At 54.5% G+C, this 21,514-nt stretch carries 21 protein-coding genes; 17 read left to right on the forward strand and 4 right to left on the reverse strand.

The features are described from left to right. The first annotated feature begins 652 nt into the window (after window positions 1-652). From F591_RS0110890 to F591_RS27845, 3 genes are all read left to right on the forward strand, one after another. Window positions 653-1,012 carry a BlaI/MecI/CopY family transcriptional regulator gene (locus F591_RS0110890; protein ID WP_019534630.1) on the forward strand — a complete coding sequence of 120 codons (360 nt, stop codon included), beginning with the start codon at window positions 653-655 and terminating at the stop codon, window positions 1,010-1,012. 9 nt (window positions 1,013-1,021) lie between these two features. Next, window positions 1,022-2,791: a M56 family metallopeptidase gene (locus tag F591_RS29530; protein WP_019534631.1), complete on the forward strand. Its 1,770-nt coding sequence runs from the start codon at window positions 1,022-1,024 to the stop codon at window positions 2,789-2,791. 187 nt (window positions 2,792-2,978) lie between these two features. Then, a complete protein-coding gene (locus tag F591_RS27845; RefSeq protein ID WP_019534633.1) occupies window positions 2,979-3,836 on the forward strand; it encodes a serine hydrolase domain-containing protein in 858 nt (285 codons plus the stop codon). 554 nt (window positions 3,837-4,390) lie between these two features. Here F591_RS27845 and F591_RS0110910 read toward each other — a convergent pair. Further along, window positions 4,391-4,933, reverse strand: a complete 543-nt coding sequence (locus tag F591_RS0110910; RefSeq protein ID WP_019534634.1) for a hypothetical protein — start codon at window positions 4,931-4,933, stop codon at window positions 4,391-4,393. Window positions 4,934-5,110: 177 nt separating this feature from the next. Between F591_RS0110910 and F591_RS0110915 the strand changes: the two genes are divergently transcribed. The 8 genes from F591_RS0110915 (at window position 5,111) to F591_RS0110950 (ending at window position 13,206) form a co-directional block, all read left to right on the forward strand. After that, entirely contained in the window at window positions 5,111-5,656 is a 546-nt protein-coding gene (locus F591_RS0110915; protein ID WP_019534635.1) for a GNAT family N-acetyltransferase, read from the forward strand. 66 nt (window positions 5,657-5,722) lie between these two features. Further along, entirely contained in the window at window positions 5,723-6,244 is a 522-nt protein-coding gene (locus F591_RS0110920) for a GNAT family N-acetyltransferase (protein ID WP_019534636.1), read from the forward strand. Window positions 6,245-6,319: 75 nt separating this feature from the next. After that, complete coding sequence (locus F591_RS0110925; protein WP_019534637.1) at window positions 6,320-6,802, forward strand: nucleoside deaminase; 483 nt, start codon at window positions 6,320-6,322, stop codon at window positions 6,800-6,802. A 217-nt stretch (window positions 6,803-7,019) separates the two neighbouring features. After that, window positions 7,020-9,116 carry a serine hydrolase domain-containing protein gene (locus F591_RS0110930; RefSeq protein WP_019534638.1) on the forward strand — a complete coding sequence of 699 codons (2,097 nt, stop codon included), beginning with the start codon at window positions 7,020-7,022 and terminating at the stop codon, window positions 9,114-9,116. Window positions 9,117-9,651: 535 nt separating this feature from the next. Further along, on the forward strand, window positions 9,652-9,861 hold the full coding sequence (locus F591_RS29535; RefSeq protein ID WP_019534640.1) for a hypothetical protein: 210 nt from the start codon (window positions 9,652-9,654) through the stop codon (window positions 9,859-9,861). 111 nt (window positions 9,862-9,972) lie between these two features. Continuing rightward, window positions 9,973-10,320, forward strand: a complete 348-nt coding sequence (locus F591_RS29540; RefSeq protein WP_019534641.1) for a hypothetical protein — start codon at window positions 9,973-9,975, stop codon at window positions 10,318-10,320. A gap of 100 nt (window positions 10,321-10,420) precedes the next feature. Next, the gene (locus F591_RS0110945; RefSeq protein WP_019534642.1) at window positions 10,421-12,718 is read left to right on the forward strand and encodes a glycoside hydrolase family 95 protein; all 2,298 of its coding nucleotides are present in this window, start codon (window positions 10,421-10,423) and stop codon (window positions 12,716-12,718) included. Between the two features lie 191 nt (window positions 12,719-12,909). Next, entirely contained in the window at window positions 12,910-13,206 is a 297-nt protein-coding gene (locus F591_RS0110950; RefSeq protein WP_019534643.1) for a Dabb family protein, read from the forward strand. A 464-nt stretch (window positions 13,207-13,670) separates the two neighbouring features. On the opposite strand, the gene F591_RS31955 is transcribed toward F591_RS0110950, so the two are convergent. Then, window positions 13,671-13,865, reverse strand: a complete 195-nt coding sequence (locus F591_RS31955; RefSeq protein ID WP_169445847.1) for a hypothetical protein — start codon at window positions 13,863-13,865, stop codon at window positions 13,671-13,673. A gap of 291 nt (window positions 13,866-14,156) precedes the next feature. Between F591_RS31955 and F591_RS0110955 the strand changes: the two genes are divergently transcribed. The 4 genes from F591_RS0110955 to F591_RS0110970 all read left to right on the forward strand — a co-directional run bounded on the left by F591_RS0110955 (window position 14,157) and on the right by F591_RS0110970 (window position 17,358). Beyond that, complete coding sequence (locus F591_RS0110955) at window positions 14,157-14,564, forward strand: DoxX family protein (protein WP_425414352.1); 408 nt, start codon at window positions 14,157-14,159, stop codon at window positions 14,562-14,564. Window positions 14,565-14,610: 46 nt separating this feature from the next. Next, window positions 14,611-15,561 (forward strand): ring-cleaving dioxygenase, encoded by a 951-nt coding sequence (locus tag F591_RS0110960; RefSeq protein WP_019534645.1) that lies wholly within the window; start codon window positions 14,611-14,613, stop codon window positions 15,559-15,561. Further along, entirely contained in the window at window positions 15,558-16,172 is a 615-nt protein-coding gene (locus F591_RS0110965; RefSeq protein ID WP_019534646.1) for an alpha/beta hydrolase, read from the forward strand. Before F591_RS0110960 ends, F591_RS0110965 begins: the two co-directional genes overlap by 4 nt. A gap of 409 nt (window positions 16,173-16,581) precedes the next feature. Then, window positions 16,582-17,358 carry a GTP pyrophosphokinase gene (locus F591_RS0110970; RefSeq protein ID WP_019534647.1) on the forward strand — a complete coding sequence of 259 codons (777 nt, stop codon included), beginning with the start codon at window positions 16,582-16,584 and terminating at the stop codon, window positions 17,356-17,358. A 219-nt stretch (window positions 17,359-17,577) separates the two neighbouring features. Here the strand turns inward: F591_RS0110970 and sleB are convergent, their stop codons facing one another. Continuing rightward, entirely contained in the window at window positions 17,578-18,189 is a 612-nt protein-coding gene (gene sleB, locus F591_RS0110975) for a spore cortex-lytic enzyme (protein ID WP_425414354.1), read from the reverse strand. Between the two features lie 115 nt (window positions 18,190-18,304). Next, window positions 18,305-19,279: a S1C family serine protease gene (locus tag F591_RS0110980; RefSeq protein WP_019534649.1), complete on the reverse strand. Its 975-nt coding sequence runs from the start codon at window positions 19,277-19,279 to the stop codon at window positions 18,305-18,307. Window positions 19,280-19,686: 407 nt separating this feature from the next. Between F591_RS0110980 and F591_RS0110985 the strand changes: the two genes are divergently transcribed. Both F591_RS0110985 and F591_RS0110990 read left to right on the forward strand, forming a co-directional pair. After that, the gene (locus tag F591_RS0110985; RefSeq protein ID WP_019534650.1) at window positions 19,687-20,583 is read left to right on the forward strand and encodes a putative RNA methyltransferase; all 897 of its coding nucleotides are present in this window, start codon (window positions 19,687-19,689) and stop codon (window positions 20,581-20,583) included. Between the two features lie 459 nt (window positions 20,584-21,042). Then, window positions 21,043-21,327, forward strand: a complete 285-nt coding sequence (locus F591_RS0110990; protein WP_019534651.1) for a sporulation inhibitor A family protein — start codon at window positions 21,043-21,045, stop codon at window positions 21,325-21,327. Window positions 21,328-21,514: the final 187 nt, after the last annotated feature.

Below are 21,514 nucleotides of genomic sequence, written 5' to 3' on the forward strand. Positions count from 1 at the left end.
TGAAGTCGTGTTTTGACCTTATACTTCATTCAATGTTGAAAAACCTTCAACAGGCTTTTATTATATTTGGTTCGTTCCATTTTTTGGATCGTAGGCTCAGAAATATGATATAATATAAGTCACTTCATTTTTTCAGAACTGGCGGAGGTGAGCGGACATGAGAATGGTGAAGCTTGCTCTCTTCAGTTATGTTCTATTTTTTATCGTCATGCTTTTGGTAACTCCCGTACTTAAAACACCTTCACCAGAAAGTATAGCGAGTCTTGATTGGCGAACCATTTTAAATATCCCTCTAATGGCGGCGGGTTCCGTTGTGCTTGCAACTCATTTGTTTTCCAAAAGCAGCAATAACAGAAGCCGTAGTCACAGCCCTTTTTTGTTCCTTGTTTTCGGATTCTGTTCAGTCGCCTCATTCGTTTTCGTACTGACTTACTCATTGCGACGGATTCTGGAGATCATTTATTAAGATGGTTCACATTATTTGAAATTCGCTCAATATCTCGTCTGCTTCTTACTGCGTCATTTTCCCCGCTTGAACTTGTTCTTCACAAAAGCTTCGTCAAAAACGACTCCAGTAGTATTTACAGTGCGGGACGACTGTAGTAGTATAGGAAATGTCGACAGACTACTGCAGTAGTAGGAGGTTGTTAAGATGGAAATCAAACTGTTTGATTCCGAATTAAAAGTCATGGACGTTCTTTGGGCAAAGGGCGATACTACGGCCAAGCAAATTTCGGATATTCTCAAAGAGCAGGTAGGCTGGAACAAAAATACGACTTATACGCTTATTAAAAGGTGTATAGCGAAAGGGGCAATAGAGCGAAGAGAGCCGAGTTTCTTGTGTCGTGCCTTAATTTCAAAGGAGCAGGTGCAGGAGCAGGAAACTACGGAGCTGATTAACAAGGTGTTTGACGGTTCTGCCGATTTGCTTTTCGCTTCCCTTTTGAACAGGAAAAACCTGTCCGCAGAGGAGATCGAAAGACTCAAACAGATGATCAATCAATTGGAGTGAGCTGCGGCTATGGATATTGTTCAAATGAGCTTTTCCGCATCCGTCCTGACTGTGGTGGTTGTGATTATCCGCGCATTTGCTCTGCACAAGCTGCCTAAAAAGACATTTCTTGTCTTGTGGGGTGTTGTGATTTGTCGCTTGCTTTTGCCGCTTTCTGTCCCGTTTCAATTTAGCTTTTATACAGGAATTGAGACGTTAAAGAACATGTTCATAGAAAGTACAGATGTGGCTTTTCCTGCGGGAATGCCAAGTGTCTCTCAAGTAGGGAATATTCCCGGGATAGGACAAACGATTGGGGTTGGCGCATCGACCGCATCCTTTTCCTGGATGGAACTTGTTTGGCTGACTGGAATATGCGCCTTTGCTTTGTTTTTTATCACCGTTTATATCAAGTGCCGCAGAGAGTTCCAGACTTCCTTGCCCGTTAACAATGATTTCATTGCCCAATGGTTACGGGAACATCCGTTGCGACGGCCTATGCAAATACGGCAAAGCGACCGAATCAAGGCCCCGCTGACCTATGGAGCATTCCGGCCTGTGATTCTGCTCCCCAAGAAAACCGATTGGACGGACGAAGCACGGCTGAAGGTTATCCTTGCCCATGAGTTTGTACATATCAAGCGCTTTGACACGCTGACAAAGCTATTGCTGGCAGCGGCCGTGTGTGTACATTGGTTCAATCCCTTTGTATGGCTAATGTATGTGATGGCAAACCGCGATATTGAACTGGCCTGTGACGAAGCGGTGCTGCGAAAATGTGGAGAGTCAACGAAAGCAGCCTATGCCTTGGCCTTGATTGGATTAGCCGAAAAGAACAGCGGCCTTGTCCCTCTGATCAACCATTTCAGCAAAAATGCGATTGAAGAAAGGATTGTTGCGATTATGAAGACAAAGAAAACTTCCCTGATGGGAATGGTCTTCGCCTCTGCCATGGTTGGTGGCACCATAGCTGTTTTCGCTACGAACGCCGCTTCAGCGACTGATAACAGGCAGGAGAACGGAAATGTTACGGTCGTACAAGAAGCTGCAGCGGAAGAAGCAGCATATGCAGAAACGCCGGAAGGCAAGGCGGAATTGTTTGCCGTCTATGAACCGTATGGACTTACCTACAACAAGAGCACGGATCAGCTATTTTACAAAGGTGAATTAGTCAGATATTTTGCAGACTACTATCCAATTGACGAAGACAGCAGCGCAGGAAACGACTACCTTAATGAAAAGGGTACGATCGATGTTCACGGTGTACGGGATTTATCAAAATTACCCCGTCATGCTGATAGTTCAATAGATCCGAGCGGCAAACTTATCGGAGTTGAACCCTACAGTCAAGCTGAATTTAACGCAAGAGACATTGAAAAACTTAAAAATCCGCCTCAGACTGATGCCGTTTCCGTCGATGAGTCTTCGATGGCAAATACCTCCGCCGGTACAGCACAGGAATTTTCGAATGAAGCCTCCTCCACAGCTTCAACAGCAGCTTATAGTGCGGGAGACGACATAACGCCGGATGAACTCGCAAAAATATACGCTGTTTATGAGCCATTTGGCGTAACTTATGATAAAAAGAAGGATCGCTTGTACTATAACGGCAAGCTTGTCCGGGAGTTTATCGACATTTTATCTTCGAACGGAGAAGAGCTGGAAAGCGGAAAATTCGAGGGATCTATGCGCCAAATGAACAGACCTGATGGGAAAGTCGATATCAAGGCGGTCCGCGACTATAAGAAGCTTAACGCCGAAGGAGAAGGTAAACTGATTGGAATTGAGGTTGTAAACTAAACTAATCAGGAAGGAATTCCCTGGCTTGATTGCGAATTTACAATGTATCCTTGTAAAGGAGTGATTCGTCATATCACAGCCTTTTATTTTTCCGCGCAGCCGGCCGGAGACGCTCGGTATTTCGCCGTCATCGATTGACGCTTTTTTGCATGAGACAAGCTCCAGGCAGCTGGAGCTTCACAGCTTGATGCTGCTCCGTCACGGACAAGTGGCAGCGGAACATTGGTGGAGTCCCTATACTCCGGAGCTGCGGCATGAGCTGCATTCGTTGAGCAAAAGCTTCACATCGACCGCTGTCGGACTCGCTGTAAATGAAGGCCTTCTTTCCACCCAGGATTTCGTCGTCTCCTTCTTCCAGGATCGGAATGTGCCAGACAATCGTTATCTGCGGTCGATGCGCGTCTGGCATCTGCTTACGATGTCGGCAGGCCATACGGATGTTACGTTGAGGTCAGAATGGCGCAGCCGAGGCGAGGATTGGGTGCAGGCTTTTTTGGAATTGCCGCTTGAGCGGGAACCGGGAACCGAATTTGTCTACAGCGGCGGCGCAAGCTACATGCTGTCTGCGATCATCCAGAAGCTGACGGGGCTCCCGCTGCTTGAATATTTGACGCCAAGGCTGTTTGAGCCGTTAGGCATTCGAGGAGCGGAATGGGGGGCGTGTCCGCGCGGTATTTCTATCGGATCATCTGGGCTCCGGCTGAAGACGGAGGATATTGCTCGATTTGGTCAATTGTATCTTCAGAGAGGCCGATGGAACGATGCGCAGCTGCTGCCCGAGGCTTGGGTAAAGGAAGCGACGGCCGCCCAGGTTTCGACCGGCAGGAAGAAAATGGATTACAACCAGGGGTACGGCTATCAGTTTTGGCGCTGCAGGCACGGGGCTTACCGGGGGGACGGGGCGCAAGGACAGTTTTGCATTGTCATGCCGGAACAGGATGCGGTCATCGTGACTACTGCGGGTGTTAGCAACTTGCAGGAGCTGCTCGATCTCATATGGGAACATCTGCTGCCGGGCATGGGGGAGATCGATGCACGGTCATGACGGGGCTTGCAGGAATCGCGTATCGATCAGCAGGAGTGGTTTCCGATGGATTGAACTCAGGACTCAATGGCTTAAGCCCAGTGGATTCGATCCGAAATAACGTGTAAAGACGCAGGCCGTAAATGCCAATACTAACGGACTCCACCGCCGTTATTTCGGTAAAATTAACGGTTTCCAAAATGTAACGGTCACGGCAGAGCTTAATGGGCACGGATGGGCACAGATCTCGCCTTTTTCGAGTCAATAACTGCTCTCCTGTCCGTTAAAAATCAAAACGGCATCTTTTTGGGCGATTAAGATCGTTCACGTCTGTTAGACTCCATCCGCTCGGATCTGCCGTTGCCAATGTCACGTTATTTTGGGGGCTATCTACTAGATGACAGGCCGAAGCTTATCCACCGGGGGATATTGATATTTTCATAAACGCCGCATCAAGTTACGCACCGTTAATCGACAGCCTCGTTCGTTCCGTTAGAATGCTACCCGACAAGGACAGCCCCAGGAAGGTTCTCCTTCCCGGGGCTGTCTTCGATACGCCGACCGGATTGTTCTTCTTATGGGAAATCCAATGCCTCGTCGATTACCCGGAACGTTTCGGCGACTTGGGCCGGATACTTGGCTTCAAGCTCCTCCCATGTCGCCTTCGGCAGCACCAGGAAGTCGTGAGTATCCGACATGTACGATCCCTCGAACAGGCGGATCTCGTACTTGGGCTTGATGATCGCATTGAACGCCCGGATCGTGATGTAGCGGTCTTTGGGCGAGAAGCTGAGTCGAACCGGATGCGGCGTCCCGTTGTACGACACGAGCAGCCCGTCGTCGGTCGTCTCCACTTCGACCGTTTCGCCCGGCATATTTTCGTCGAACAACCGGACAATCTCATCGTCATATTCCCGCCAGTCCACCGTCACGCCGAATACGAAAGAAAACACGATCGGAATTTGCTCCTCGACCGTATAGTCGTTCGCCATCTCCTCGATGTCGCCGATGACCCCGACTTTTTGCAGCGTCTCTTCGTACTTTTCCACAAATTCCTTCAACTGCTGTCGGTCGCCTTCGAACAAAAACGTCAAATCCGACTTGTCTGGCATCTGCATCCGTTTGATCTCCTCCGTTTAATTTATGCTTAAGCTTCCCCCAGAAATATTAGTACGACAAAAATATACGCTGCTCCTGCAAATTCCATTGAATGACTAAGAGAGGCCATTTTTGAATGGAAAATATATATGATTTATGATAATATGGTCGAAATTTCCCTATTGGGGTGAGCCGAAATGCTATCTTCTGTGCGGCTGGTTCGTCCGTCGGCTGATTATCGGGACGAATATATCGACTTTTATGAAGAGTGGATCAGAAGCGGGGAAAACATCGTTCCTTGGGTTGTCAAGAAAGAACCATACGATTTCGAGGCGATGCTTGACTTTTTGTATTCCCAGGATAGTGAAGAAAAGCTTCGGGACGATCGCCGTGTGCCCCATTCGACCTACTGGCTGGTCGGCGAGGATCGCAGCATCGTCGGAGCGGCGAACGTTCGGCATCGGTTGAACGAGAAGCTGCTGAACAGCGGCGGGCATATCGGTTACGGCATAAGGCCGTCTCGAAGGCGGCAGGGCTGCGCGACGGCGCTGCTGGGAATGGTCTTGCGGCAGACCGAGGCGGCGCGGCTCGACAAGGTGCTCGTTGTCTGCGATAAGGGCAACATCGGGTCCGAGAAGACGATATTGAAGCACGGAGGCTGCTTCGAATCGGAATATACCGAGGAAGACGGCAATATCGTCAGGCGCTTCTGGATTCATCAGGGGCATTTGTCTGGCAAGTAAGTTGCAGTGAATGGCGCTTTTTTTATTGGGAGTCGAAGAGACTGGCGGAATATGAGGGAGACCGGCATGATTATTCAAATGACGCGTTCCAATATGCATGATTTTAACCAATCCAACGAGAGCTTTATCGTGACGGGACGGATTATCCCTAAATACGAGAACGGCCATTGGACATATACGGAGGAGACATTTTCCGAACCCTATGTCAAGCAATACGAAAAGGATGAGATTGACTTAAGCTATGTCGAAGATAACGAAAAAGCCGTTTTTTTCTATTACAGCGATAATAACTGCGTTGGACAAATTATGCTTAGTTCGCATTGGAACGGATACGCTCTTGTTGAAGATATCGCTGTTCGCCAAGACTGGAGACACATGGGGGTCGGCACGGCATTATTGAAAAAAGCGGTGGAGTGGGCAAAAGAGCGTCACTTTATCGGCCTTACGCTGGAGACCCAAGATGTGAATGTTTCAGCTTGCCGGTTTTATGCTAAAAACGGGTTTGTCATCGGGGGAATCGATCATATGCTGTATTCCAATTTTTCAACGGCGAATGAAGTGGCACTTTTTTGGTATTACAAGTTTTAGCCGTGTAGCCCAGCTGTCTTCATGTTAACATAAATTGCACAGGCAGAGTGAACAAAAGCTAAGGGGGCTTTATTCATGATCAACGATACCGATATGAAGCATTTGCGGCGCTGTATCGAGCTGGCAAGGACCGCTCTGGAGATTGGCGACGAGCCATTCGGTTCCGTCCTCGTCTCAGCGGAAGGAAAGGTGCTGGCGGAAGACCACAATCATGTAGCCGGGGGCGACCATACCCAGCATCCTGAATTCGCGCTGGCTCGCTGGGCAGCCAATAATATGACAGAGGAAGAACGGGCCAAGGCCACGGTCTATACCTCGGGCGAGCATTGCCCTATGTGTGCGGCGGCCCACGGCTGGGTCGGTTTGGGCCGGATTGTTTATGCGAGTTCCTCCGAGCAGCTGGCGCAATGGCTGAGCGATATGGGGGTTGCCGCGCCGCGCGTTCGCAACCTTCCGATTCAAGACGTCATTCGCGATACGGTCGTAGACGGTCCTGTACCTGAACTCGCAGAGCAAGTGCGCGAGCTTCACCGGCAGTTTTACGCCAAGAGACAGTAGGCCCGTCGCCGGAAAGCCAATCGTTGCCATATGGCAACCGACTGCCTTCTATTACGTATTAAATAGAGAAAGCTGTTCTCGGAGAGAACCACGGCGGTACGGACGTACCGATTTTTTTGTTGATCCGCTTGAATCGGTCCGTCGTTCCACCTTGATTAGACATCGGGAGGTGAATCGAAAAGCAACGCCATCAACCTGAAGGAAAGCGAGGCATCTCATGAATCGATCTTTCATTCCGACGACTACGCAAGCCTGGTTCAAACGCATCGCCGCCGCGGCTTTAGCCGTCGCATGCGTATGGAGCCCCATCGCTCCCGCCGCGGCAGCCGAAGTCAGCGAAGCGAAGCCGGCGGCCGTGCTGGACTCTGCCAGCGCCGTGCAATTTATGGACGAATTCTTCGCCTCTGAGGCGGCTAAGCCTTATTATGTCGGCGCTTCGGTCGTGATCGTCAAAGACGGCAAGGTGATCGCCAGCAAAGGCTACGGCTACGCCGATTCGGCGAAGCAGACGCCGGTCGATCCCGAGAAGACCACGTTCCGGATCGCCTCGGTGTCCAAAACGTTCACGGCGGCCGCGATTATGCAGCTGGCCGAGCAGGGCAAGCTGGATCTGAAAGGGGATGTCCGCCAATATTTGAACGGACTGTCCTACGATAATCCTTATGACAAGCCCGTCACGATCGAGCATTTGCTGACGCATACGTCCGGCTTTGAGGTGCGCGACCCGCGGCCCGAGGATATCCATCAAGACTTCAGCAAATACGTCGCCATCGAGGATTACGTGCGTACTCATATGCCTCCGGTCGTCCGTGAGCCGGGTACGGCCTATTTGTACGATAACTTTGCTTACCTGCTGCTCGGACTGATCGTGCAGAACGTGAGCGGCGAGCCTTACGAAGACTATATGGAAAAGCACTTGTTCGAGCCGCTTGGCATGGACGACAGCGGATTTTTGCTCGAAGGCAAGCTGAAGGAGCAGCTGGCCGTCGGCTATACCGCGGCGAACCAGCCGATCGAGCCGTATGCGGTGACCCCGACGATTATGCCCCATGGAGGCATGATCTCGACGGCGGAAGATGTAGGGAAATTTATGCTCGCCTTCCTGAATGGAGGCGCAGCAGGAACTGAACGCATTTTGTCAGAGCAGTCGGTCAAGATGATGGAGGAATATCGTTCGGCCATTCATCCGCTGCTGCCCGACACGACGTACGGTTTCGAGGCGCCGATGCAGCTCCCCGAAGCCGGCAGCAGCTCGAAAATCATTGGCAAGGCCGGCGATCTGCACGGCTTCAGCTCTTATCTGTTCATGATTCCTGAACAAAATACCGGCGTATTTCTGACGTACAACAAAATGGGCGCCTTGAGGAACCTGTTTTACCCGCAGTTCATCTCCACCTTCTTCCCGCAGTATGCCGAACCGGTCGAGTTCGACGATTGGACGGAGCCGGCCGGCGAGACGCTGGACAAGTTTGGCGGCTTGTATTCCGATCTGCGAATCGGCACGTTCGTATCGTCGCTGAACGCGGATGAAGCGGCGACGCTGACGATTTCCGATGCGTTTCTCGGTCCGCGCCCCTTGAAGCAGGTGGACGATAACCTGTTTATCGACAGCATCGCCAACCAATTGACGGCTTTCAAGCTGGACGAGAACGGGCAGGTCGCTTACATGAAGGAGCCTTATATCAATCCGTTAGGCTATGCCCGCAAAGGCGTGGCGCCGGCCGGCTTCAGCGATGTGGACGAGAACCATGCCTATGCCAAGTATATTTATGCGCTGCAATCGCTCGGCTACTATCCGAACGATGCCGGGGAAGCCTTCCAGCCGGAACGCGAGGTTACCCGTGCCGAATTCGTCAAAAACTTGCTTGAAATCAGCAATATGAAGGGCAGTCCGACGACGGATTACGCCTTTAGCGACATCGCAGGCCACGAAGCCGCGCCGTTCATTCAGCAAGCCTACGAGCTGGGAATGGTTACCGGCACGGGCGGCGGCAAATTCGAGCCCGACCGCGCGATTACGCGCGAAGAGTACGCGATGATGAATTGGGGTATTCTGAAGAACCAGTATCCGCCGGAGCTGTTCAGCGATATCAAGCTCTCCGGCAATACGAGCGAATGGGCAGTGCCGGCTGTTCGGATGATGATTGCCTTTGGCTATCACGGTCCCGAAGTTCAGGCGCAGCCGGACGGCTCGTACGACTTCGGATCGACGCAGCCGTTGATCCGTCAGGCGGAAGCCGCTCTGTACTATGCCATGCTCACTCAGCCTGTCGATCAGGTCGTCGCCGCCATGCAGGCGGAGCAGACTCCATAAAATAAGCTGGCGGAAGAACTTTGAAAACCAGCCGATCCCTTTGCGGATGCGGCTGGTTTTTCTTTGTGCGGGCGGGATTTCGCGCATATTCGGCCAATAAAAACGGCACATAATTTTTGTGCATTGAGCACGCCCCTTGCAGCTGGTAAGTTAGAGGGCAGATCGGCAAGCCAGAACGAAAGCTGGGGGAAGGGGGCTTCATCGTCGGCTCCGGCATGGCAAGGCATCGGATGGGGTTCGATCATTTATTGGGCCGCACAATCCTCCTTCGATACGCAGCTGTACGACGCGGCGACGATGGACGTCGCTGAACCGCTGGAAGCAGATGCTGATCGCCTATTCCGGCCACATAATAAGGGAAGACTGGTTCAATAAATTTAGGATTGAAAGCGCCGACAACGATCGATGAATGGTATACTGTGCTTAAGGTAATCAAAGAGCAGGACCCGAACGGCAACGGCGTGCAGGATGAAATTCCGCTAGGAGACCGCGGTGACGGGCTTGGCAGCATCAGCTCCTTCGCCCCAGCTGCGGCGTGCTGGCCGACAAGCTCCAGCTGAACCCGAGCACGGGCAAAGTGACGTTCGGTCCGATCGAGCCGGCTTACAAGGACTACCTGACGACGATGAACAAATGGTATAAGGAGGAGCTGATCGATTCGGAATTCGCTGCGACCGACCGCAGGGCATTCGAGGCGAAGTTCGCCCAAGATACGGGTATGGCGGGGTTATATTTCGGGCATTAACGCCTTCAAAAGATCAGATGAAGCCTGGTTATCTGGACTTTAAGCTAATCGGACTGATCGGACTGTCGCCCCGATCGGGCCGGTCGGCAAGGCTACAGCGGCCACGCGCAGATGGTCCAGAACGCGCCTTTGGAAGGCACTTTCATCAGTTCGCAGGCGAAATACCCGGTAGCCGCCGTCAAGCTGCTCGATTTCATGATTGGACCGGAAGGCAGCGATCTGCAGAACTGGGGCATCGAAGGCAAGAGCTACACCGGAAACAACGGAAAGAAAACGCATACAGACGAGGTGTTCAAAAATCCGGAAGGGCTGTCCTTTACCGGAGAGGAAAGTCAAGGGCTCGGCAGTGGGCGAGGTCAACACGTCGTGAAAGAAAATGTGGATCAAGTTATTATGGGCACGGAGACGCTTTCATCTATTTCAGCATGCGCTTACATTATCGCCCGGTCCGCCAGCTGAAGCTGGTAGCGGATCAAATACCGCCGCCGGTTAAGAAGCAGCCGCTCAACGAGCTGGAAGCGGTGCGCCATGCCATTAAGCACAGGGGAGAGATCATACGATGAACAAGAATCAATCGATCTGGTTCAAGCAGCCAGCCGCGAGCTGGAATGAAGCGCTGCCGATTGGCAACGGCCGTCTCGGCGGCATGATTTTCGGCGGTGTTGACAAGGAGCGGATTCAACTCAACGAGGATACGGTATGGTACGGGGGGCCAAGAGACCGGAACAATCCCGATGCGCTGAAGCATTTGCCGGAAATCCGCCGGCTTCTGTTCGAGGGGAAGCTGAAGGAGGCGCACCGTCTGACGGAGCTGGCGCTGTCGGCCACGCCGAACAGCCAGCGCCATTATTTGACCGCGGGGGATCTGATTTTGAAGATGGACCACCGCGGCAAGGGGAAGGCGGAGCATTATACGCGGGCGCTGGATGTGGCAAGCGCCCTCGTCACCGTGAGCTATACATGGGGCGGCTACCGCTACAAGCGGGAGATGCTCGCCAGCTATCCGGATCATGTCATTGCGATTCGGCTGGAAACCGATCATCCGCAAGGCCTGTCGTTCTATGCCCGGTGGGAGCGGGTGAGCGGCAAATTTATGGACGAGGCGGCCAAAAAAGGCAGCGATACGATCGTTCTCCGCAACAGCTGCTACGGCTCGGACGGAGAAGACTACGTCATGATGCTGCAGGCCGTTGCCGATGGCGGTACGGTATCGACCGTAGGCGAGCATGTGGTCGTGGAGGGAGCGGGAGCCGTTACCCTGCTGCTGACCGCGGCCACGAAGTTCCGGTACAGCGATCCAGAGGCGGAGTGCGAGGCGGTGCTGCGGCGCGCCGCGGCGAAATCGTACGAGGACATCCGCGCAGCGCATATTGCGGACTATCGCTCGCTGTACGACCGGGTCGCTCTGCAGCTTGCGGATGCGAAAGAAGCGGCCGAACGCTCCACCCCGGAGCGGCTGGAGGCTGTGGGGCGCGGAGAAGAGGATCAGGGGCTGGTTGCGCTGTATTTTCAATTCGGCCGTTATTTGCTCATTGCGAGCAGCCGGCCGGGTTCGCTGCCGGCCAATCTGCAAGGCATCTGGAACGATTCGATGTCGCCGCCGTGGGACAGCAAGTATACGATTAACATCAACACGCAGATGAACTATTGGCCTGCGGAGACGTGCGGCCTGCCGGAATGCCACGAGCCGCTGTTCGAGCTGATCGAGCGCATGCGGGAGCCGGGAAGGCATACGGCGTCCGTCATGTACGGCTGCCGGGGCTTTGTGGCGCACCATAATACGGATATTTGGGCCGATACGGCGCCGCAGGACATTTATTTGCCGGCGACCTATTGGCCGATGGGCGCAGCTTGGCTGTGTCTGCACCTGTGGGAGCATTATCGCTTTACGCTGGACGACGCGTTTCTTCGCAAAGCCTATGATACGATGAAGGAAGCGGCGCTCTTTTTCCTCGATTTTCTGATCGAGGACGGCAGCGGGCGGCTCGTCACGTCGCCTTCCGTATCGCCGGAAAATTGCTATGTGCTGCCGAATGGGGAGAGCGGAACAATCTGCTTCGGACCGACGATGGACAGTCAGATTTTGCGGGAGCTGTTCACGGCCTGCCTGGAGGCGGGGCAGCGGCTGGATGCGGATGCGGCATTCCGTGAACAGCTGAGTCAGGCGCGGTCGAAGCTGCCGGAGACGGCGATCGGCAAGCACGGGCAAATTCAGGAATGGCTGGAGGATTACGAGGAGAAGGAGCCCGGACACCGCCACATTTCCCACCTGTTCGGCCTGCATCCAGGGACGAGCATCAGCCCCGCGCAGACGCCTGAGCTGGCCGCGGCGGCCAGGGTCACCCTGGAGCGGCGCCTGGCCAACGGCGGGGGACATACCGGCTGGAGCCGGGCCTGGATCATCAACTTCTGGGCGCGGCTGCTGGACGGCGAGGAGGCTTATCGCCATGTCAAGGAGTTGCTGCGGAAGTCGACGCTGCCCAATCTGTTCGACAACCATCCCCCGTTTCAAATCGACGGCAACTTCGGGGGAACGGCCGGCATCGCCGAGATGCTGCTGCAAAGCCACCTGGACGCGATTCACCTGCTGCCGGCGCTGCCGAAAGCATGGACGCGCGGCGAGGTTCGGGGCCTGCGAGCCCGCGGCGGCTTCGAGGTCGATATCGCCTGGGAAGACGGCATGCTGCTTAGGGCCGTAGTAAAAGCGAGCCATTCGGGCGTCTGCCGCCTGCGCGTCAATGTGGAGGTGCGGGTGCAGGATGCCGAGGGCAAGGACGCCGCTGTTCAGCGGGACGGCGCTGACCTGACGCTAACCGTCCGGGCGGGGGACGTCATCTATATCGCCAGGAAAGCGTAGATGGTGCCTGCCGCCTGCCGACGCTGCGCACGGTACGCACGGTGCGGACAATGCGGATAATTGTGGACTATGGGGATGATACGGGCAGTACGGACAATGTAGACCTTACGGACCATACGGACAATACGGGATTGGCACGTCCTCCGGGATCAGCTATAATGGAAGCCAACGTTAAAGGAGGTTGATCGCCCATGTCATCGCGCATCGTGCACCAGGTCGCATTCCGGCTGCGTCCCGACGTTGCCGCCGGCTCGTTCCTGGCGGACAGCAAGTCCGTCCTATCCGCCATCCCCGGCGTCGAACGGTTTGCCGTCTATCGCCAGGTCAGCGCCAAGAACGATTACGAGTACGTGTTTTCCATGGAATTCGCCGATCAGTCGGCATACGACGCCTATAACGCGCATCCGGATCATGTGCGTTACGTTGCAGAGAAATGGAAGACCTGCGTCAGCGATTTTTTGGAGATCGACACGAAGGAATATGCGTAAACGTCGGATTGATGAGGGCAAGGACGCCGGAGCGTTCTTGCCCTTTCATATGGCCGTAAGCGATACGGCCGCGCCGCATTGATCGCGTATATTGGCGTGTGCCTGTTTTGAACTGCTCCTTTCCGCGCTGTTCCTCCTGAGCTTCTGCCGAAGCTTCCAGAACTCCACGTCAGCGTTCGGATCTTGACGGTTACGTTCGAACTGCACGTTGGCTGCGCGAACTCCGCGTTAGCGCTGCCCTTCCCCGGGCATATGTGGCGACAAATCCTGCACAAAATGCAACATTTTCCGGCCTCTTTGCACCAGAGGAAGGGGAATGTTGCATTTTGTGCAACAATTTGGGCGAAAATTGGCTTCAACCCCGGGAACATCGTCAGAAATGTTGCACAAAGTACAACATTGAGCCGCCAATAGGGCCTAACCCCCCGTTTTTGTTGTACAAAATACAACATTTGCTATCTTGATCATTCGACGAAGCTCATCGGCGAATTTTCAACACCGCAGGCGACGACCGATGAAGAAAGGAATCGCTCGTCATAGGCGTCTGTCTTGAAAATAGCCCCCAGGGCCCGCGGCTCATTTTCATCTTCTGATGGTGCTGCGCCAGCGGCATGGGAGTCTGTCTTGAAAATAGCCCGGGGTGAGCGGCTCATTTTCATCTTCTGATGGTGCCGCGCCAGTCGCATGGCGTCTATATTGAAAATAGCGCCGGTCCCGCAGCCAACCGAATATTAACCTTAAAGGCTTATTCCGTCCGGCGCAAATGTCGCGCTTTTCAATGGAACTTTATAAACAATATTGACAACGCACCGTTTATAATATATCTTTAATCCAAGATAATTAAATAAAAGACAAAAAACTGGAAAGGGCTGGTTAACGCATGGGGAAACTATTTTTATAGCATATATCTTTAATTAAAGATTATTAAATTGAAATAAATGGAGGCTTTGATGATGGAAGATTGGGGAATGCTGTTGATTCGTCTGGTGGTTGGTTTGTTGTTCGTCGGTCACGGAGCGCAGAAGCTGTTCGGCTGGTTTGGAGGCTACGGCCCGCAAGGAACGGGCGGCTGGATGGAGTCGATCGGCATTAAGCCGGGGGTGGCGATGGCGGTGCTGGTCGGCATCATGGAGTTGGGCGGAGGACTATTGTTCGCGTTGGGATTGCTCACGCCGCTTGCGGCCGTGCTGCTGACGCTGACGATGCTGGGGGCGATCGTGAAGGTACACGGCGGCAACGGCTTGTGGGCGACAGCTAACGGCTACGAATACCATCTGGTGCTTATCGCGGCAGCGATCGGCGTTGCATTGGCCGGCGCCGGAGCGATCTCTCTGGATGCTCTGCTCGGCTGGGCGTGAAAGAGCGCCAATAGAACTTACAGAAATATCGCGGGAGGATCTCACTATGACATTGCAAACGAACGGCATTCATCATATTACGGCTTTCGCAAGAGATCCGCAGGCGAACGTCGATTTTTACGCCAGCATTCTCGGTCTTCGGCTCGTTAAGCGCACGATCAACTTCGACGCGCCGGAAGTGTATCATCTGTATTTCGGCAACGAGGCAGGCAGCCCCGGCACAATTATCACGTTCTTTCCGTGGCCGAATTCGCGCAAGGGCAGCGTTGGAGGCGGGCAAGTCGGGGCGACTGTCTACGCGGTCCCGAAGGGGGCGCTGCCTTATTGGGAGCAGCGGCTGACCGGCTTCGGCATCGAGGTCGGCCGGGCAACCCGTTTTTCCGAAACGTACCTGCAGTTTACGGATAACGAAGGCTTGCGGCTGGAGCTCGTCGAGCGGGAAGAGGGCGCAGAGAGCGCCTGGTCGTTCGGCGGTATCCCGCCGGAGCGGGCGATCAAAGGATTCGGCGGCGCAGTATTATTCAGCACGAACCCGCAGAAGACGATGCAGACACTGGAGCGGCTGCTTGGATTTGAGAAAATCGCCGAAGACGCCGAGTACGCCCGATTCCGGTCGTCCGGCGATATCGGCAATATCGTCGACGTACCGCTGGCGGCCATGGACCGGGGACGCGATGGCGCCGGGACGGTTCATCATATCGCCTGGCGGGCCCAAGATTTTGAGCAGCATGAGCATTGGAGGGGAAAGGTGGCCGAGTACGGATATCACCCGACTCCGATCGTGGACCGCCAATATTTTCATGCGTTGTATTTTCGGGAAAGCGGAGGCATTTTGTTCGAGATTGCGACAGACCCGCCGGGCTTCGCGCGCGACGAGCCGTTCGAAGCGCTGGGAGAGAAGCTGATGCTGCCGGAGTGGTTCGAGCCGCATCGCGATCAGATCGAGGCGAATTTACTGCCGATTCGGGTCAGGGAAGTGGAGGGGAGCGGCTCATGAAGCATCTGTTCGTGCCGGGGAGCCGGCCGGAGGCGCCGACGCTCGTGCTGTTTCACGGGACGGGAGGGACGGAACGCGATCTGCTGCCGCTCGCTGAGCTCTTTTCGCCGGAGTCCTCCGTACTGAGTCTTCGCGGCAGCGTGCTGGAAAACGGGATGCCGCGCTTTTTCCGCAGACTGGCGGAAGGCGTCTTCGATGAGGAGGATTTGATTTTTCGCACGAAGGAGATCCATGCATTTCTGGATCAAGCGTCTGCGCAGTACGGATTGGATCGCGGCAATCTGGTCGCCGTCGGCTACTCCAACGGAGCGAACATTGCGGGAAGCCTGCTGTTCCATTACGAGCAGGCGTTCCGCGGGGCGATCCTTCATCATCCGATGGTGCCGCGGAGAGGAATCGACCTGCCGGGATTAGCGGGTGTGCCGATATTTATCGGCGCGGGCCTCAACGACCCGATCTGCTCGGCGCAAGAGACGGAGGAGCTGGAATCGCTGCTCGCCGGGGGCGGCGCATCTGTGACGGTGCATTGGGAGCGCTTCGGGCATCAGCTCACCATGAGCGAAGCCGAGGCCGCCGCGGCCTGGTTCAGGGAGCAGTTCGAAGCGGGGTAAACGATGCCCCGCTTTTTTGGCGTTCCTAAGCTTGGGTCATCGTTCCGCTTCCAGCATGCTCGAGTAAGAGGAGCTTTGCGTGAGGGGGGCAGTGGGCGCTAGCAAGCAGCCGATCCTCAAGGGATATGCGGCGATTGGTGGCTCCCCGGCGCTTCGCCCGGCGAGTCCGCGAAGACGATTGTGCCCTGATCTGACTGGGGGCAGCTGTTGCCATAGCAGCTTGGCCGAAACGAATCATCGGATACAGCCGTATAATAATATGCGGCTGTTTGCCGTTCCGGCGTCTTTTTGCGGATGCCAGGAATAATCGCGTATAATAACGTAGAATAAGGAATACCGCTCAGCAGCGCCCGTAAAGCGGGATTAACCGGCTGAAGTCTGCGGCGGTATCGGAAACGGAAGGACCGACATGAATCCAATCAAACCGATCAGCCCAATGAATACGTTGTCTATGCAGCAAATCAAGCAGTTCAAGAACGAAATTACCCGTTTTATGATGACGTATAAGTTCGCTTTGGATGAGATGGAGACGCGAATCGAAATTTTACAGGAAGAATTTCAACTGCTGCACGACTACAACCCGATCGAGCATACGAAATCCCGGTTGAAATCGCCCGAAAGCATCATCAACAAGATGTATCGTAAAAACTGCGGAGCCCTTTCCTTCCCCAACATTCGGAATCATATCAAAGACATCGCCGGCCTGCGCATCACCTGCTCGTTCTTGTCCGATATATACAGGATCAGCGATATGCTCAAGAAGCAGACCGACCTGCGCATTCTGGAAGAAAAGGACTACATTTCGCGTCCTAAGCCGAACGGCTACCGGAGCCTGCATCTGATCATTGAGGTGCCGGTGTTCATGTCCGACCGGCAGGAGCGGGTATGCGTCGAGGTGCAGATTCGCACGATCGCTATGGATTTCTGGGCGAGCCTGGAGCACAAAATCTACTATAAATACAACAAAACGGTGCCATCCAAGCTGTTGGACGAGCTGAAGGATGCCGCGCATGCCGCGGCCGCCCTGGACAAGCAGATGGAGCGGCTGCACAATGAAATTCAGGAGATCCGGGAAAGCGAGGAGGAGGCGGAAATGAACCGAATCGTCATCCGCAACCAGGAGTTCCCGCTTCCGCCGGCGCTGCTGCAGCTTTTGGACGGCGGCACTTCGGGAAAAGCGGAATAAATGCCCCGCACCGCCTCGGCTTAAGGGGTGGCGTCCGCTGCGGGCGCTCCCGCTGCGCGGCGCAGCCGCGGACCCTCGTCCGCCACGGCCGCTTCCGCTGCGCCGGACAGTGCGTGGCGGCCTCGCAGCATGGGCCGGACCATCAGGCGGAATCGGCTATCCGCGCTCTATTATGAAGAAAACCCTGCCTGCGGGCAAGGTTTTCGCATTGATGCAGCATTATTTGGCAAAAATATGCCTTCCGATTTGCAACGTTTGCGGTCGGGTCCAAATCCACTTGCTGGTTGCGGTGACAGGGTTAAAATAATACAGGGCTTCGCCCGTAGGATCCCAGCCGCGCACAGCGTCATAGGCTGCTTGATAAGCGGTCCGGTCCGGCGTCAGCCAATATTGGCCGTCGTCGACTGCCGTGAAGGCGCCGGGCTGAAATACGACATCGCGAATGCTGTCCGGAAACTGCTCGGATTGAATCCGGTTCATGACGACAGCGCCGACGGCGACTTGGCCTGTATAAGGCTCTCCCCGCGCCTCGCTGTAGATCACTCTCGCCATCATGTCCATTTCTTGCTGGTTCAGCGTATATTTCTTCAATGACCGCCAGGTGGCGCTTCCGGCAACGCCGTCCGGCGTTAAGCCGTAATCCTTCTGAAAGCGGCTGACCGCGGATGCGGTATGAGAGCCGTATACGCCGTCAAGCGGCATTTGATAATAACCGAGCGTGCTCAGACGAAACTGCAAATCCCACACGTCTCCGCCCGTGCTGCCTTGGGTCAGCAGCGGCGCCGCCTGGGCTTGCGGTGCGTAAACCCCGCCGATGACGATCATCGACATGAGGAGAAGGACGGCGAATCGTTTCCATTGCTTCATGGACATCGTCTCCTTTCGGTTCCCCATTATAGGGGGATACCGACCGGCGTTCAACCGCCACTTCTTGGAAGGGTTCTCTTTACGACTGTGCGGCGTCCTTGCCCTGCATCAGATTGTCGAGCACGGAGCTGACCGTGCTGGCCGGGATGGCGAACCCGATGCCTTGCGCTGCCGCATTCACCGCCGTATTGATGCCGATCACCTCGCCGTTTAAGTTCAGCAGCGGACCGCCGGAATTGCCCGGGTTGATGGCCGTATCGGTCTGCAGCAGATGCTCGTATTGGCGCGTGCCTTCATCGTCTGCGATCGTAATCGGCCGCTCCTTGGCGCTGATCACGCCGGTCGTTACGGTATAGTCAAAGTCGAGTGGATTGCCGATCGCCACGACCCAATCCCCGATCCGGGACTGGTCGGAGTCGCCCAAGGACAAGGCCGGGAAATCGCCGTCGCCCTCGATTTTCAGGACGGCCAGATCCAGCTCTTCGCTGCTTCCGAGCACTTTCGCCTGGAAGGGCTGATCGTAGCCTTGAACGTACACATCGACCTGATCGGCGCCAGAGATAACATGCTCGTTCGTCAAGATGTAGCCGGACTCTTGGAAAATAAATCCTGAGCCCGTTCCGTTCGTCTGCAGCTCGCCGCCTCCGTCCCGGGGAGCCGCACTACCGCTGGAGTCCTGAGCAAACGGATCGAAGAACGGACTGCCGTTCCTTGCCCCCGCTGACGAGCGGCCTGCCGCGACCTTCGTCTCGATCTTGACGACGGCCGGACTCGCCTGCTCGGCGATTTCCGAGATATCGCCGGTTCCGGCACTGCTGCGGTTGGATGCCGTCTGTATGCCGGAGGCAGAAGCGGCCTGGCCGGAGCCGCCCCCGCTGAACAGATTCAGCTTGTCCGCGGTGTACATCAGACTGCCTACGAGCAGCGCGCCGGCCATAAAGGCGGCGAACAGGCTGCTTCCCTTGCGGCGGTGCGGCTTGCTGTATGCCGAGACCGGTTGAATATCGACGATGTCCTCAGACAATGTATACGGACGGGTTGCTTCTTCTCTCATGATGCATTCCACCTTTGCGCTTATTTCGAAGCGGGCTCCCTGGTTCAAGGCCATCGCTGCTTACAAGCATGAGTATAAAGGGGCAACCTGAACGGGGCCTTAGCGCACGGTGAGAAGAAGCTGAGCGCAGGGTTAAAAAAAGCTGAAAAATGTCGAAGTGAAGACAAGTCGCAGCATCCCCTCAGCTCGTCTCGAATAAGTATGATATAATTGAAAACGGCAATACGTTTTTTCGATTTTGACGAAGAGCGAGGGAAGCCCGCGATGATTCATTACATTCGTTTAAGGTAATGTGAGGCACAGATAAACGGTTAGGCTCGGCCGATTTTTAAAAAAAGACATGGCCAGGGCTTATTTGTCTGTGCCTTTATTCATTCACCTATAAACGAATGAATGGGGGCTTTCCTATGTCCGAAATGAATCATTCCTTGCGGCAAGACGGCCGCCGCCCGCCGTATGAAACGCTGCTTCGCTGCCCGATTTGCGCTGAGCCGTTCCGGCTGGAGGGGCGGAGCCTGATCTGCCCGCGGCGCCACTGCTTTGACCTGTCCAGGCACGGGGCGGTGCATCTGCTCGGCCGTCCGCACCTGACCAAATACGACAAGCGGTTGTTCGAAGCCCGAAGGCGGATCTGCCTCAGCGGCTTCTACGAGCCGCTCAGCGATGCGATCGTCGAAGCGGTCGCAGGCATCCGCCCGTTCGGCGCAAGCCCGATCCGCCTGCTGGACGCCGGATGCGGAGAGGGCTATCACTTGGCCCGCATCGCTGCAGGCTTGCGTCAGGCCGTCTCGACAGAGACGATCGGCGCCGGAGTCGATATCGCCAAAGAAGGTGTCGCACTGGCCGCCAAAGCTTATCCGGATATGCTGTGGTGCGTGGGGGATATCGCCCAATGCCCGTTCAGGGACGGGCGGTTCGATATCGTATTGAATATTTTGTCGCCGTCCAATTACAGGGAATTCGCGAGAATGCTGAAAGATGGCGGAGCGGTCGTGAAGGTCGTTCCCGAGGCAGGTTATCTTCAGGAGTTAAGAGAAGTGCTCTCCGTTAAGCCGGATTCGGGCGGCTATTCCAACGAGCGGACGATCCGCCTATTCGCCAGCAGCTTTCCTCTGGCGGAGCGGGTTAGGGTCCGTTATACCGTACCGTTGAAGCCTTCTCTGCTGGAGCCGCTGATCGCGATGACGCCGCTCACTTGGGGCGTTTCGGAGGCGTCGAGGAGCGGGGCGCTCAAGAAGGGGCTGTCCGCGATCACTGTCGACCTGTCCATACTTATAGGAAGAAAGACGAGGCAGCGTTCATAAATAAGCAAGAGCCCGGGCCCCGGATAAGCATGGGGGGACCCGGGCTTTTTGTACGATCGCTCTTCCTTGAAAGGATGTCGATAGACGTTTTTCTTACCATAATAGAATTTATAAGTTATGCGTCCTGAATAACTTCAAATTCTATTTGGCGATAAAAACATCCTTTAAACGCGGTCGCTCATCCATGAAATACTCCGATACGAGTTTTTCTCATTGGCGCTGTTTGATTTTTTTCGAAAGCAAAGGAAATATTATTGCATATTTTCCACAATATGTAAAGGTTTTTTGGAGCGCGAAACGGTAAAGACGGGACGATGGGCTCATGTTATGCTAGGACTAAGTAAAAGATACCAGAAAGAAATTTCCCGAAGGGAGAGGGGTTAAGTGTCTGGTGGAAAGTATGTTCAGACGCCGGATAACGAGAGAGAGACCGCAGGGAACGTCGAGGAGGAAGACATCATGACCGATGTTGCCGAAGCCTCCAAGAAAACGATACAAGCATCTTGGAAAAATATAACGAATCATTTCCATGCCGTTAAGTCATATGATTGGGTGGAGGTCATCAGGAATCACTATAATCGTTCTCCAAGGCCATCGGCTTTGGAAACGCTGGACAGCAAAGAATTGCTGAATATTTACCGGCAGGCTGTGGCAGCCAACACGTCCAAGGAATTTATCGAATTGATTGTGGACACGCTGCGCGGAAGGAACGTAGACGTCGTTAAAGCGATGAACAGCCGGTAGCATGGTACGAAGCTACGAATCCACATCCCCAATAAGGATAAGCGGCAGGAAAACGAATGCCGCCCACGCGCCGCTTTTGCCGCGCTATTTTTTTTGCGAAATTTGTCTAAAAAACAGCTTTCGGTCCGATTATTCTCCTTTACCAGAGGGTTTTCTCCCTATTCGGCTCGTTGCGTTCCGGGAATCT

The organism is Paenibacillus ginsengihumi DSM 21568, from assembly GCF_000380965.1.
Taxonomy (GTDB): domain Bacteria; phylum Bacillota; class Bacilli; order Paenibacillales; family NBRC-103111; genus Paenibacillus_G; species Paenibacillus_G ginsengihumi.